The sequence below is a fragment of the Actinokineospora pegani genome (genome assembly GCF_009745975.1).
GTDB classification, from domain to species: domain Bacteria; phylum Actinomycetota; class Actinomycetes; order Mycobacteriales; family Pseudonocardiaceae; genus Actinokineospora; species Actinokineospora pegani.
In genome coordinates this window covers 15195-28855 of the sequence record NZ_WHOL01000050.1, presented here as the reverse complement: position 1 = coordinate 28855, position 13661 = coordinate 15195, and the positions used below count along the sequence as shown (strand labels likewise).

The 13661-nt window shown below is 72.7% G+C and carries 10 protein-coding genes; 7 read left to right on the top strand and 3 right to left on the bottom strand.

What is annotated here, in order from left to right; all coding sequences use genetic code 11:
• Positions 1–34 precede the first annotated feature (34 nt).
• Positions 35–3553, bottom strand: coding sequence for a carboxypeptidase regulatory-like domain-containing protein (locus tag GCL84_RS04990; RefSeq protein ID WP_197523026.1), 3519 nt, complete (start codon positions 3551–3553; stop codon positions 35–37).
• A gap of 300 nt (positions 3554–3853) precedes the next feature.
• Here GCL84_RS04990 and GCL84_RS04985 point away from each other — a divergent pair, with 300 nt between their 5' ends.
• The 3 genes from GCL84_RS04985 to cobA all read left to right on the top strand — a co-directional run bounded on the left by GCL84_RS04985 (position 3854) and on the right by cobA (position 7053).
• Complete coding sequence (locus GCL84_RS04985; RefSeq protein WP_197523025.1) at positions 3854–4336, top strand: winged helix-turn-helix domain-containing protein; 483 nt, start codon at positions 3854–3856, stop codon at positions 4334–4336.
• Positions 4337–4426: 90 nt separating this feature from the next.
• Entirely contained in the window at positions 4427–5755 is a 1329-nt protein-coding gene (locus GCL84_RS04980; RefSeq protein ID WP_235926001.1) for a hypothetical protein, read from the top strand.
• 65 nt (positions 5756–5820) lie between these two features.
• Entirely contained in the window at positions 5821–7053 is a 1233-nt protein-coding gene (gene cobA, locus GCL84_RS04975; protein WP_156754157.1) for a uroporphyrinogen-III C-methyltransferase, read from the top strand.
• A gap of 75 nt (positions 7054–7128) precedes the next feature.
• Here the strand turns inward: cobA and GCL84_RS04970 are convergent, their stop codons facing one another.
• The gene (locus GCL84_RS04970; RefSeq protein WP_156754156.1) at positions 7129–7380 is read right to left on the bottom strand and encodes a hypothetical protein; all 252 of its coding nucleotides are present in this window, start codon (positions 7378–7380) and stop codon (positions 7129–7131) included.
• Positions 7381–7605: 225 nt separating this feature from the next.
• On the opposite strand from GCL84_RS04970, the gene GCL84_RS04965 reads away from it, so the two are divergent.
• Positions 7606–7923 carry a hypothetical protein gene (locus GCL84_RS04965; protein WP_156754155.1) on the top strand — a complete coding sequence of 106 codons (318 nt, stop codon included), beginning with the start codon at positions 7606–7608 and terminating at the stop codon, positions 7921–7923.
• A gap of 4 nt (positions 7924–7927) precedes the next feature.
• Here the strand turns inward: GCL84_RS04965 and GCL84_RS04960 are convergent, their stop codons facing one another.
• A complete protein-coding gene (locus GCL84_RS04960) occupies positions 7928–8875 on the bottom strand; it encodes a helix-turn-helix domain-containing protein (protein WP_235926000.1) in 948 nt (315 codons plus the stop codon).
• A 395-nt stretch (positions 8876–9270) separates the two neighbouring features.
• Here GCL84_RS04960 and aspS point away from each other — a divergent pair, with 395 nt between their 5' ends.
• From aspS to GCL84_RS04945, 3 genes are all read left to right on the top strand, one after another.
• Complete coding sequence (gene aspS, locus GCL84_RS04955; protein ID WP_156754154.1) at positions 9271–11067, top strand: aspartate--tRNA ligase; 1797 nt, start codon at positions 9271–9273, stop codon at positions 11065–11067.
• 232 nt (positions 11068–11299) lie between these two features.
• A complete protein-coding gene (locus tag GCL84_RS04950) occupies positions 11300–12523 on the top strand; it encodes a hypothetical protein (protein WP_156754153.1) in 1224 nt (407 codons plus the stop codon).
• A 31-nt stretch (positions 12524–12554) separates the two neighbouring features.
• Positions 12555–13655 carry a pyridoxal-phosphate-dependent aminotransferase family protein gene (locus tag GCL84_RS04945; RefSeq protein ID WP_156754152.1) on the top strand — a complete coding sequence of 367 codons (1101 nt, stop codon included), beginning with the start codon at positions 12555–12557 and terminating at the stop codon, positions 13653–13655.
• Positions 13656–13661: the final 6 nt, after the last annotated feature.

The following is a 13661-nucleotide window of genomic DNA, read 5'->3' as shown; positions in this document are numbered from 1 at the left end:
GCGACGGTGGGAGGGCACTCGCCGTCCGGTGCCCCTACGGCAGGGCGCGGTCCGGCCGGTGGGTCACTCTGATCGCGTTGAGCACCGGCGGCTGCTTCCCCCGCAGCGCCGCCAGTTCCACCGCGATGGAGCCGCCCTCGGGCACCGTCACCCAGAACTCGTGCACGTCGGCGGCCAGCGTGCCGACCCGGGCGGCGATGTCGTGGTTGGCGAGCACCTTCGTCCCGTTGACCGAGACGTCGAACACCCGCCTGCCCGGCGCCAGGCCCGCCTTGAGCTCCGCGAACCCGAGCTGCACCTGGTAGGTGCCCGCGGGCAGCGCGTCGAACCGGTAGCCGCCCGCGCTCTCCCGCTGGGACCGGAACAGCGCGTCGTCATCGGTTCCGGCGATGTCCTTCTTGGACGTCACCACCGGACCGCCGCTGAGGTGGCCGAAACCGCCCGGCGTCCACGCCTGGTCGGGTACCCAGGCGTCGGCGCCCCGGTCGGTGTGCGCCGAACCGCCGACGTTGACCCCGGTGCGGTGGGCCGGGACGGTCAACGACACCGGGACGGTCAGCGTCGGGGTGCGGCCCGCGTTGGTCGTCAGGGTGATCGCCGCCTCGTGCACGCCCGGTGGCAGGCCCACCGGGTCCACCCGAATGGTGATCGCCTGGGTCTGGCCCGGTTGCACCGTCGCTGAACCCGGGACCGCCCACGCCCACGGCGCGGTGGAGGCCAGGGTGTGGTTCAGCGGCAGGTCGCTGATGCTGCCCAGGGTCTTCGTGGCCGCGCGGAGCTGCCCGGCCTGGGCGAGGAACGACAGCGGTGCGGTGTCCAGGTCCGCGCGCGGTGTCTCCAGGGCGAAGTCCGCCGTCAGGTCCGCGCCGACGGTGACGTTCCTGGTCTGGGGCGCGTAGAGCGGCTTGGACACCTCGATGCTGTAGTCACCCGTGGTCAGCCGGGTGCTGTAGCGGCCCTGGTCGTCGGTGGTCACCACCGCCGCCTCCGCGTCCGCCTCGAGCACCCGCACCGTCGCGCCCCCGACGCCGCCGCTGTCGTTGGCGTCGGTGACCTGGCCGCTGACCGTCGCCGAGGTGGGTGGCACGAACCGGATCGACTGGGTGTCGGAGAGCACGGCGGTGTTGAGCGAGTACTGAAGGGCCACCGTGCCCGTCGCGTTCTCCACGCCGATCGTCGCCGACTCGCCGCGCTCCCGCGTGCTCGCCGGGTCGATCCCCCGGTAGCGCAAGGAGATCTGGCCGTTCTCCGAGAGCACGATCTCGAAGTCCACTCGCGACGGTTGCTGGTAGAAGCCCGCGTTGCGCCACTCCACCACGAACTCGCGGTTGGGCGCGGCGCCCAGCGTGGACGTGGCCACCTGGCTGCCCGAGTCCAGGATCAGGTCGTCCCAGAACGCGTAGATGGCCGCGTTGGGCGCGTTCCCGGCGGGGAGCGCGACGTTGGAGAAGGCGGTGGAGCGCGCCAGGAAGTTCAGGTGCCCGTTGCTGGACGCGAACGCCCGCGTGTAGGTGCTGCCGTAGTAGTAGAACGGGAACGGCAGCGCGACCTCCGCGGCCGCGTCATCCCCCGACAGCGCGATCGGGGTCTCGGCCTGCACGTACGGCGCGGACTCCAGCACGCAGGTGGTGCCGAAGGAGTCCGCCCGGCTGGGCAGGGTCACGGTGACCTGCTCGTCGCCGTCCACCACGAGCTCCTGCGACCTCGGGTCGGAGCAGCCGCCCGCGGCGGCGTCGAGCTGGTAGGCGCCCGCGGGGACGTCCGGGACGCTGAACGCGCCGGTGGCCGAGGTGGTCACCGGGGCCAGCGGGGTCCCGGCCAGCCGCACCGACGCGCCGGAGACCGGTGTGCCCTCGGCGTTGGCGACCGTCCCGGCGACGGTGTGCCGGGCGACGGGGGTCAGCGGCACGTCGCGGGTCGTCGTCTGGTCCTCGGCGATGGTGAGGGACGCGTTGCCCGTCCCGTAGCCGAAAGCGCTGACCTCGAGGGTGTACTCGCCGACGGGCAGGGTGGAGGTGAACGAGCCGTCGCCGGTGGTGACGACCGTGCGGTCGCTGGGGCCGTTGACGGCCACGGACGCGCCGACGACGGGGGAGCCGGTGGCCTGGTCGGTGACCCGGCCCGCCAGCGTGCCGGTCGGGCCGCGCGGGGAGCGCTCGACGGCGGTGAACGCGTCGAGCTTGCCCTCGCCCCAGATGTTGTTGTCCGCCGCGGTGCCGCCGCAGGAGGTGGCGTCGACGTCGGCGGCGGTCGTGTCGAGCAGCTCCGAGGTGCGCGCGAGGTCGCCGATCAGGGACGGGGCCGCCGCCCACAGCAGCGCCACGGTGCCGGAGGTGTGCGGGGCGGCCATGGAGGTGCCGCTGTTGAGCTCGTACCCGCCGCCGGGCACCGCGGAGCGCACGTCCTCGCCGGGGGCGGCCAGGTTCGGCTTGACGTCGCCGTTCTCGCCGGGGCCGCGGCTGGAGAACGAGGAGATCCGCCCGGAGGAGGTGAACGAGCCGGACGCGTAGGTCTCGACGTTGTCGCCGGGCGAGCCCGCGGTGTCGCAGGACGGGCCGGAGTTTCCGTTGGAGAAGGACGGGAACATCCCCGCCGCGCGCCAGGCGGCGACCGTCTCGCGGTACCAGGGGTCGACGCTGGAACCGTTGGACGAGCCCCACGAGTTGTTCACCACGTGCGGGCGCAGATCCGGGCGCGGGTCGGCGCCGGAGAGGTCGGTCGGGGCCAGCATCCACTCGCCGGAGGCGAGCAGGGAGGCGTCCGAGCAGCCGTTGGTCTCGCAGCCCTTGGCCGCGATCCACCGGGCGCCCGGGGCCACGCCGATCTGGTTGGCCGCGCCGTCGTCGCCGACCGCCGTGCCCATCGTGTGGGTGCCGTGGCCGTTGTTGTCGCAGGGGGCGTCGGTCGCGCACACGCCCGCGGGGTCGAACCAGTTGTGGTTGTGGTCGAAGGCGCCGCCGCCGGTGTTGCCGCGGTACTGCGCCACGAGCGCGGGGTGGGTGTGCTCGACACCGGAGTCGATGTTGCCGACCACGATGCCCTCACCGCGGTCGCCGAACTCGGACCAGACCCGGTCGGCGCCGATCGCCGCGATCCCCCACTCGACCGAGTTCACCTCGCTGACGGCCTTGCCGGGCAACGGCTTCGGCAGCTCGTAGGTGGTGGCGGGCAGGATCGCCGCCACCTCGCCGTGCGCGGCCAGGGACGCGGCCAGCGCCTCGGTGCCGCCGCTGACCTTGACCGCGTTGGCGATGAAGAACGCCTGGTAGCTGATCTTCGCGGTGTCGAGTTCCTCGCGCACCGCGGCCTGGCTGCGCCGCGCGGTGGTCCGCAGCGCGTCGACGACCGCGCGGCCCCGGTCGTTCCAGTCGGCGACCCGGGACGGCCCCGACAGGTCCGCGCGCTCGGTGAACGACACCCAGAAGTCCGCGCTGTCCTTGGTGTCGAGCGCGGCGGCGACCCGCTCGTCGATCTTGTCCGGCGGTGCTCCCCCCGGCGCGGCGGCGGCCGGGGTGGTGAGGGAGCCGAGCAGGGCCAGGACAGCGGTGGTCAAGGTGAGTGTGGTTCGACGTCTCGTTCGGCGCAGGGGATGTTTCGCTGACAAGATGGTCTCCCAACTCGCGCGGCAGGGGCGCGCGTGTTTGCCGGTGGTCGGGTGCCGACACACCGGGCTGCCTCTGACGCTGCCGCAGCCGGGCCGCCCGGAGAAGGCGCCGCGACGGGCGTTCTCCGGGCAACGCTGGGCCATTCGCGGGTTTCTGCCCTTGGTTTGCCCCGTTTCCTGTAACGAGCCCACCCCGACCGGTGACGTTCTTGTCAGTGAATGCCGAACTCGCGGCGGGGGTGGTCACCGGTGGACAGCCGGAACGTGTTGGAACGCCTGGACATGCCGCTCGTGCTCTGCGTCGGCACGACCCCCGAGGAGGTCGCCGCCGTCACCACCGCCACCGGCGGCCGCGCGGCGGTGCTGTACGTGCCCGACCAACGCGCCCTGCGCACGGCCCTGGGCCCCGCCCCCAAGCCGGTGGTGACCGTCCACCACGTGGTCGAGCACGCGGGCCTGCGCCTCGACCCGACCACCCGCACCGCCGCCTGCCACGGCGCCGAGCTGGCGCTCTCCGCCCGCGAGTTCGACCTGCTGCTGGCCCTGGCCGCCAACCCCGGCCAGGTCTGGACCTTCGCCGACCTCACCACCCACGTCTGGGACCGCCCGTACGTGGGCGACGCGCAGGCGGTGGTGTCCGCCATCAAGCGCTTGCGCCGTCAGCTCCGCGCTACCGGCAGTACCACCACGGTCGACTCGGTACGCGGCGTCGGGTACCGGCTCACGCTGTGAGCAGTGGGTATGCGCGTCGCGCATATCGCGAGCTGAAACAGGTTCTGCGCTCCTACACTCGAAGTCGAGGACATGGGGAGGTGGTGCGTCATGCCCAGGTGCGGGAACTGCTCCGCGCTGTTGGCGGCGGACAACCAGGCGGTCCACTGCGGGCCGTGCGCGAGGCGCGCGGTGTTGGGCGGCGGCGCCCCGGAGAAGCCGGACGCGTTCTGGCGCAGCCCTTCGCTGCGGGAAGCGTTCCGCGCCCGGCACTTCGGACATGTGGTCCTCTCCTACCGCTTGGCGCACCGCCCTGCGCTGTCCCAGGCCACCGTCGGCCGGTGGCTCGATCTCACCCAGAGCGCGGTCAGCAGGCTGGAGCGCTCGCCTGAGCGCGTGACCGACCTGCGCAAGCTCGAGCTGTGGGCGCGTGCGCTGCGCGTTCCTGAGCCGCACCTCTGGTTTCGCCTGTCCCCGCTCCTCGAGCCGGTGCCCCCGCAGGATCCGGCCGCGCCGTGGGACGAGTTGCTGCTTCGGTTGGCGCGGACCGAGGTGGGGGCGGCGACGATCGAGCAGTTGCAGGTGCTCACCGAGGAACTGTGTTGCGAGTACGCCTGGCGGGACGCCGGGGAGTTGCTGGCGGAGGCGCGGCGGGGCTTGCGGGGGATCACCTCGCTGCTCGCGGGGCCGTGCTCGTTGCGGGAGCACCGGGAGTTGCTCGTCCTCGCCGGGTGGTTGGCGCTGTTGGTCGGGTGCGTCGAGTACGACCGGGGTGATCCGCGCCGGGCCGAGGCTGGCCGGCGGGCGGCGTTGCGGATCGGGCGGGAGGCCGGGCACGGCGAGATCGTGGCGTGGGCGTTCGAGATGGCGGCGTGGTTCGCGTTGACGCGGGGGCGGTGGGCGGCGGTGGGGGAGGCGTGCGCGGCGGGGACGGCCGCGGCGCCGCACTCGTCGGTGGCGGTGCAGTTGAGCGCGCAGGCGGCGAAGGCGGCCGCGCGGATGGGGCGGCGCGAGGAGGTCGTGCGGACGTTGGACGAGGGGCACCGGCTGTTGGGGGCGCACGAGCGGCCCGCGCGGCCGGAGAACCACTTCGTCGTCGACCCGGGCAAATGGGACTTCTACGCCATGGACTGCTTCCGGGTCGTCGGCGAGGACCGGCGGGCGGCCGAGCACGCGCGGGAGCTGCTGCGCCCCGACAAGGCCGAGCGGGCCCCGATGCGGGCCGCCGAGGCGCGGCTGACGTTGGCGGTGGCCGCGGTGCGGCGCGGGGACCTCGGTGAGGCGGAGCGGTGGACGGCGGCGGGGTTGGCCGCTGGCAGGCGGTCGCGGGAGTCGCTGCGGTTGGTGGCGGGGGAGGTCGTGCGGGAGGCCTCGCGGCTGTTCCCCGGCGACCCGGCGGCGCGGGCGGTGGTGGGGTTGGTGACGGACGCCTTCGCTTGATGGGTGGGTCACACCGAAGGGGTGGTCTGCTGGACATCGGACGTTCACCCGTCATGCTGTGGCGCATGAGTGAGCAGCACTACCTGGCCGGTCTCGACCTCGCCGGCCGCCGTGTCGTGGTCGTTGGCGGCGGCACGGTGGCGCAGCGGCGGCTGCCGAGGCTGGTGGGCTCCGGGGCGCGCGTGGAGCTGGTGTCGCCGGAGGCGACCCCGTCGGTGGAGGCCATGGCGACGGCGGGCGAGATCGTCTGGCACCAGCGCGATTACCGCGCGGGCGACCTCGCCGAGGCCTGGTACGTGCTGTGCTGCACCTCCGACAGCGCCGTCAACTCCGCGGTCGCCGAGGAGGCCGAGCGGGTGCGGGTGTTCTGCGTGCGCGCCGACGCCGGGAAGGCGGGCAGCGCGGTCACCCCCGCGTCCGGCGAGTTCGACGGCCTGCTGGTCGGCGTGCTGGCGGGCGGCGAGCACCAGCGCTCCGCCGCGGTGCGCGACGGCCTGCTCGACGCGCTGCGCGAGGGGCGCGTGTCCGACCGGGCCAGGGCCCCGCAGGAGCCCGGGGTGGCGCTGGTCGGCGGCGGCCCGGGCGACCCCGAGCTGATCACCGTGCGCGGCCGCAGGCTGCTGGCCCGCGCCGACGTCGTCGTCGCCGACCGCCTCGGCCCGCGCGACCTGCTCGACGAGCTGCCGCCCAGTGTCGAGGTCATCGACGCGGCCAAGATCCCCTACGGCCGCGCGGCCACCCAGGACGCCATCAACGAGGCGCTGATCAGCCACGCCAGGGCGGGCAAGTTCGTCGTGCGCCTCAAGGGCGGCGACCCGTACCTGTTCGGCCGCGGCTTCGAGGAGCTCATCGCCTGCGCCAAGGCGGGCGTCCCGACCACGGTCGTCCCCGGCATCACCTCCGCCTTCTCCGTCCCCGCCGCCGCCGACGTCCCGGTCACCCACCGCGGCGTCGCCCACGAGGTCGTCGTGGTCTCCGGCCACATCGCCCCCGACCACCCCGACTCCCTGGTCGACTGGGACACCCTCGCCCGCCTCTCGGGCACCGTCGTCATCCTCATGGGCGTGGACAAACTCGGCTCCTTCGCCAAGACCCTCATCGCGGGCGGCAGGCCGGGCTCGACCCCGGTCGCGGTGGTCCAGGAGGGCACGACCCGCAACCAGCGGGTGCTCCGCTCCACTTTGGACGCGGTAGCCGACGAGGTGCTCACCCAGGGCTTCCGCCCCCCGGCGGTCACCATCGTCGGCCCGGTCGCGGGCCTCGTCGACGAACTCACCCCCACGGGCGACCCCGCCTGACCCGCGCCCCCGCCGTGGCGGACCCCCGTTTTCCACGCTGTCCAGCCACCCCTGGCGCTATTCTCAACTCGGTGGTCAGCCCAGGCGGTGGAACTCCAACGCGACCACGGTGGCGATGGTGTCGGGCAGCTCGGCGATCCGGCCGCGGCAGCCGGTGGCGAGGATCTTCCAGTTCTTCAAGGGCGCGATGCACCGCTCGACCGCGACCTGCAGCGACGCGTGGGGCTTGTTCGCCTTTTCCCCCATGAGGTCCGCGACCAGGGCTTGGGACATGTTCGACCGCGGCAGGACCAGCACGGTGACCACCGCCCGGAACAACCCCAGCACGGGCGGGCGCCCCGTCCGGGGCCGCACGCCCAGGTGACGGTGGACGCGGGCGACGAGGTCCTGATCTGATCGCGGTCGAGCCCGGTGGGATTTTGGTACCGACCGGAGCTGTTGTCCTGCTCAGAGGCGTGATCGACTTCTGAATAGCCCTCACCGAGGATTTCGGACGCCTGACACGCGGTTATCCACCGCCGCCCGAGTCGCCACACGGACGACAGGAATTAGGTGAACCCCACGCGGCGCTCAGCGTTCTGGCTCCTGATCGTCTTGGGGGTTCTCCTGGCGTTGGTGTCTTGCGCCGAGGCCGAGACCGAAGTCGTGCAAGACGACGCGTTGGACGCGCGTTTCGCGAGTCTGCTGGCCGAAGAGCGGGATTCACCGCTGGCCGACTTGGTCGTGGGCGACTGGGACCGCGTCCACGTCCGGGCCGTTGAGTCGTTCAGGGTGCGGTTCCAGCCCGGCGTCTTCGATCGCCAGGTCGTGGTGCATTTCGATGAGGAGAGCAACGTGCTGCGATTGGTGGGAGCCCCCGCCGAACGCTGACCCGCTAGTCCGGCCACTCCCAGCGCACGCCCATGATCCCCGGTCCGAAGTCCAGGGCGACCGCGTGCGCCTTCCCGTCCGGCGTGACCTCCAGCTTCCGCCTGCTGGTCACCGCCTCGTCCCCGTCGAGCGTGTACTGCTCGAGGTGGGCGGGCAGCGCCCGCGGGTCGAAGCGCAGTTCCATGACGAACTCGCGGACCGGGCTGGTGAACTTGCGGCAGTAGGAGTGGTCGCCCTGGGAGTAGGGCGGGCCGGGGTGGTGCAGCGCGTAGTCGACGATGGTCGTCTCGCCGCGGCTGAGGGGTTGGTCGAGCATGATCTCGGCGGCGATGAGGCCCGCGGTGGCGTCGTGGGCGACTCGGCCGATGCGGCAGTTGTCGCCGGAGGTGACCTCGGGGAAGGGTCTGCTGGGGACCTCGAGGTCGTAGACCATGAGGGTGCGGTCGGCGCCGTCGCGTTCGGCCCGCAGGACCTGGCGGACCTTGATGCGCTTCTCGCCGCGGTCGACCGCGACCTCCATGCGGTCGTGCTGGCTGAGCTTGGTCAGCGCGGCGTCGGTGGTGTAGTCGATGCGGCGCAGCAGGTGGGAGACCGGTTCGCTGTTCGCCCACAGGCTCTCGATCGAGAGCCGGGACGACTCGCGGTTGACCCGGCCGCGCGGCCGGGGCGGTCCGAGCAGGGCGATGAGTGACCCGGTCGGCACGCCGAGGACGTCCTCGAGGTGGCCCAGCGCGGCCAGCGACTCGGCCCGCTCCGGGCGCCGCCGACCGGACTGCCAGTAGCTCAGCGCCGTGACGCTGATCGACACACCGCGCGCCCGCAGCCGGTACTGGATGCGGTCCAGGCTCAGCCCGCTGGCCTGGATCGCCGACCGCAGCGCGACCGGGAAGGCGTCCGCGGCCGGGGACTCCGGCCGCGTCGCCGCCAGGCCTGTCGTCAGAGCCGCTCGCACCTTCTCGTTCTGGTGAAGTTCCCGAACTGGCTCACGGGTGGCACCGCTACCCATGTTCACTCCCTGGGGTTACCCCTACGCCCTGGCAATGACAGTACGTCCTGGTAGCCGCCATTGGTAGCGTGAATGTTAATTTCTGGGTGACGGCGTCACTGCTTCGCGTGACAACACAACGCCGGTGGGCGTATTCGATTACCACTAACGGGTCTAATTGATTGCGCTAATCGGGCCAGACCGCCCGAGGGAGGTCGTGGCCCCGGCGCGTGTCCGTGCCCGGGTCAAACCTGCTTGTCACCCGCGCGGGACCGTTGGTTAGCCTGACCAGCGCAGGCGGCGTGTGAGTGACCGAGGAACCCGCGCCGCGTCCCACCATCTGGACTAGGAGCACTAGACCCGTGATCCGCACGCACGAGGCCGGGACCCTCCGCGCCGAGCACGCCGGGCAGACAATCACCCTCAGCGGCTGGGTGGCCCGCAGGCGCGATCACGGCGGGGTCATCTTCATCGACCTGCGCGACGCCTCCGGGGTCGCCCAGGTCGTCTTCCGCGAGGGCGAGATGGCCGAGCGGGCGCACCGGCTGCGCGCCGAGTTCTGCGTCCGGGTCGTCGGCGAGGTGTCGGTGCGGCCCGAGGGCAACGACAACCCCGAGTTGCCCACCGGCGCGATCGAGGTGCTGGCCACCGAGCTGGAGGTGCTCAGCGAGTCCGCGCCGCTGCCCTTCCCGCTCGACGACCACCTCTCCGTCGGCGACGAGGTGCGCCTGCGCCACCGCTACCTGGACCTGCGCCGCACCGCCCCGGCCAACGCCATCCGGATGCGCAGCGAGGCCAACCGGATCGCCCGCGCGATCCTGCACGAGGAGCGGTTCCTCGAGATCGAGACGCCCACGCTGACCCGGTCGACCCCCGAGGGCGCCCGCGACTTCCTGGTCCCGGCCCGGCTGCGCCCGGGGTCCTGGTACGCGCTGCCGCAGTCGCCGCAGCTCTTCAAGCAGTTGCTGATGGTGGGCGGCCTGGAGCGGTACTACCAGATCGCCCGCTGCTACCGGGACGAGGACTTCCGCGCCGACCGGCAGCCGGAGTTCACCCAGCTCGACATCGAGATGAGCTTCGTCGACCAGGACGACGTCATCGCCCTCGGCGAGAGGATCGCCAAGGCGCTGTGGTCGGAGCTGGCCGGGCACGAGATCACCGGCCCGATCCGGCGCATCTCCTACCGCGACGCCATGGCCAAGTACGGCTCGGACAAGCCCGACCTGCGCTTCGACCTGGAGCTGACCGAGCTCACCGACTACTTCAAGAGCACCCCGTTCCGCGTTTTCCAGGCCCCGTACGTCGGCGCGGTCGTCATGCCGGGCGGGGCCTCGCAGCCGCGCCGCCAGCTCGACGCCTGGCAGGAGTTCGCCAAGCAGCGCGGGCACAAGGGCCTGGCCTACGTGCTGGTGGGCGAGGACGGCGAGCTCGGCGGCCCGGTCGCCAAGAACCTGTCCGAGGCCGAGCGCGCGGGCCTGGCCGAGGCCGCGGGCGCCAAGCCCGGCGACTGCGTGTTCTTCGCCGCGGGCAACCCCGCCGACGCCCGGTCGCTGCTCGCCGCCGCCCGCCTGGAGATCGGCAAGCGCTGCGGCCTGATCGACGAGAGCGCCTGGTCGTTCGTGTGGGTCGTCGACGCGCCGCTGTTCGAGGAGGCCTCCGCCGCCCAGTCCGCCGGGGACGTCGCCGTCGGCTCGGGCAAGTGGACCGCCGTGCACCACGCCTTCACCTCCCCGCACCCGGAGTGGATCGACCGCTTCGAGGAGGACCCGGCCAACGCGCTGGCCTACGCCTACGACCTGGTGGTCAACGGCTACGAGGTCGGCGGTGGCTCCATCCGCATCCACCGCAAGGACGTGCAGGAGCGCGTCTTCGCGCTGATGGGCATCGACGGCGAGGAGGCGCAGGAGAAGTTCGGCTTCCTGCTCGACGCCTTCTCCTACGGCCCGCCCCCGCACGGCGGCATCGCCTTCGGCTGGGACCGCATCGTCATGCTGCTGGCGGGCGAGGAGTCGATCCGCGAGGTCATCGCCTTCCCCAAGACCGGCGGCGGCTTCGACCCGCTGACCAGCGCCCCGGCCCCGATCACCGCCGACCAGCGCAAGGAGGCGGGCGTCGACTTCAAGCCCGCCCCCAAGCAGGACAAGCCCGCGGCGGGCTAGGCCGGGTGCCAGGTCGACCGCGTCGTCGACGCGGTCGACCTGCTGCGCGCCCACGCCGCCGGGGGGACGGTTGGCAACGGAATGGACTTCGTTAGTTATTGACGGGCATCTCGTTCTGGATCGTTCGACAGCGCTACGGTCAGCCTGCGGGCGTCGTGCCCGTCATCGTGAAAGCCTTTCGTGACCTTCCGCGGCGGGTGACGCGCTCGGTGCGCGAGTAGGGTCGGAGGAGATGAGTGTGGAGATCGCCGCCGATCCGCCCGACACCTCCGGTGCCGCGCGTGCTGAATCTGTGCGCGTGGAAGAGGTCAACGCCACCGTCCTGGCGGCGGAGGCGCTGCTCAGCAAGCGGTTCGGGGCCAGGGTCGAACTGGCCGACCCAGAGGACCTCGGTGGCAGCGGCCGCTCGACCGTCCTGCGGGTCAAGGTCGCCGCCACCCCGTTCTCCCTCCCGCGCAACCTCGTGGTCAAGCGGTACGGCCAACAGGACGCCGCCCAGCCGAGGGACAGTTGGGTGCGCGAGGCGGTCAGCTACCAGTTGTTCACCGCGCTGGTCGCCGAGGACCGGATGTGCCCGGAGCTGTTCGCCCACGACAGCGGCTCCCGGCTGCTGGTCATGGAGGACCTCGGCCGCGCCCCCACGCTGGCGGGCAAGCTGCACGGCGACGACTCCCGCGCCGCCGAGGCCGCGCTGCTGTCCTGGGCCCGCTCCCTGGGCAGGCTGCACGCCTCCACCGCGGGCCGCGAACCCGACTTCGACGCCCTGCTGCGCAGGCAGAACCCGCCCCAGGACAAGGACCCGCTGGCCACCGACGGCCCGCGCGCGCTGGCGGAGCTGCCCGCCCTGCTGCGCGAGGTGTTCGACGTGGACACCGCCGACCACGTCGCCGAGTTCGCCCGGTCCGCGCTGGCCCTGCTCGACACCGGCCGCCACCGCGCGTTCAGCCCGTCGGACTCCTGCCCGGACAACAACCTGATCACCACCAGGGGCGTCCGCTTCCTCGACTTCGAGGGCGGCTGCGTGCGGAACATGATGTTCGACGCGGCGTTCCTCACCGTGCCGTTCCCGTCCTGCTGGTGCGCCTTCGCGCTGCCGCGGGGCATGACCGAGGCCATGCTCGCCGCCTGGCGCGCCGAGGTCCGGGTCATGTGGCCCGACCTCGACGACGACGCGGTGCTGCTGCCCAAGCTGCTGCGCGCGCAGGTCTTCTGGATCTGGCTCACCACCTGGCAGTTCCTCACCGTCCCCGACCACGCCGAGCTGGCCTCGATCGGCCCGCACGAGCAGCCCGTCCCGACCGACGTGCTGATCGCGCGCTGGGCCGACCTGGCCAAGGCCGCCGACGCCGCGCACGAGACCGAGGTCGCCGGGCACGCCGTGCGCGTGGTCGCCGCGCTGACCGCCCGCTTCGGCCAGCGCGCGCTGCCGCTGTACCCGGCTTTCGCCGAGGGCTGAGCGGCTTCCCGACACGGCCTAGGCTCTGGGCATGTCTCTGGTTGAACGCGCGCTGCTCGGCCCCGGCCCCTCCAACGCCTACCCCGAGGCGACCGCGGCCCTGGCCGCGCCGCTGCTGGGCCACCTCGACCCGGAGTTCCTCCGCGTCCTCGACGAGACCTGCGACCGGCTGCGCCGGGTCTGGGGCACCGAGAACGCCAGGACGCTGCCGCTGTCGGGCACCGGGTCCATCGGCATGGAGGCCGCCTTCGCCAACTTCGTCCGCCCCGGCGACGTGGTCGTGGTGGGCGTCAACGGGCTGTTCGGCGAGCGCATGGTCGACGTCGCGGGCCGCTACGGGGCCGACGTGGTGCGGGTGGACCACGACTGGGGGCAGCCGGTCGACGTCCAGCGGGTGCTCGACGCACACCCGGAGCCCTCGCTCGTGGCCGCGGTGCACGCCGAGACCTCGACCGGGGTGCGCAGCGACGTCAAGGCGCTGGCGCACGCCGTCCACGCCCGCGACCAGCGGGCCCTGGTGGTCGCCGACTGCGTCACCTCGCTGGGCGGCATCGAGGTCGAGATCGACGCGTGGGGTGTCGACGTCGCCTACTCCGGGACGCAGAAGTGCCTCGGGGTGGCGCCCGGCCTGTCGCCGTTCACCGTCTCCGAGCGGGCCTGGGACCGGCGCGTGCAGCGACCGCCGACGTGGTACCTCGACCTGAACCTCATCGGCGCCTACGTCGACGGCTCCTCCGGCGGGCGCACCTACCACCACACCGCCCCCGTCGCGATGATCGCCTCGCTGCACGCCGCCCTGGGCCGCGTCCTGGAGGAAGGGCTCGAGGCCGTGCACGAGCGCCACCGCGCCGCCGGGCAGCGGCTGCACGAGGGGCTTGCCGAGCTGGGCCTGGAGCTGTTCGCCGCGCAAGGCCACCGGCTGCCCGAGCTGACCACCGTGCGGGTGCCCGAGGGGGTCGACTCGGCGCGGGTGCGGCAGGCCCTGCTGACCGACTACGGCATCGAGATCGGCGCGGGCGTCGGCGCGTTCGCCAGCTCGGTGTGGCGGATCGGGCTCATGGGGCACAACGCCCGCCCGGATCGGGTGGAGATGGTGCTGGGCTCGCTGCGCCGGGTGCTGGCCGGGGCGTAGCGTCGA

What these genes read in the sequence shown, in the direction of transcription:
- GCL84_RS04980 (WP_235926001.1), top strand. Translation starts at nt 4,427, where the DNA reads ATGCCCAGGTGCGGGAACTGCTCCGCGCTGTTGGCGGCGGACAACCAG.
- cobA (WP_156754157.1), top strand. Translation starts at nt 5,821, where the DNA reads ATGAGTGAGCAGCACTACCTGGCCGGTCTCGACCTCGCCGGCCGCCGT.
- GCL84_RS04950 (WP_156754153.1), top strand. Translation starts at nt 11,300, where the DNA reads ATGAGTGTGGAGATCGCCGCCGATCCGCCCGACACCTCCGGTGCCGCG.
- GCL84_RS04945 (WP_156754152.1), top strand. Translation starts at nt 12,555, where the DNA reads ATGTCTCTGGTTGAACGCGCGCTGCTCGGCCCCGGCCCCTCCAACGCC.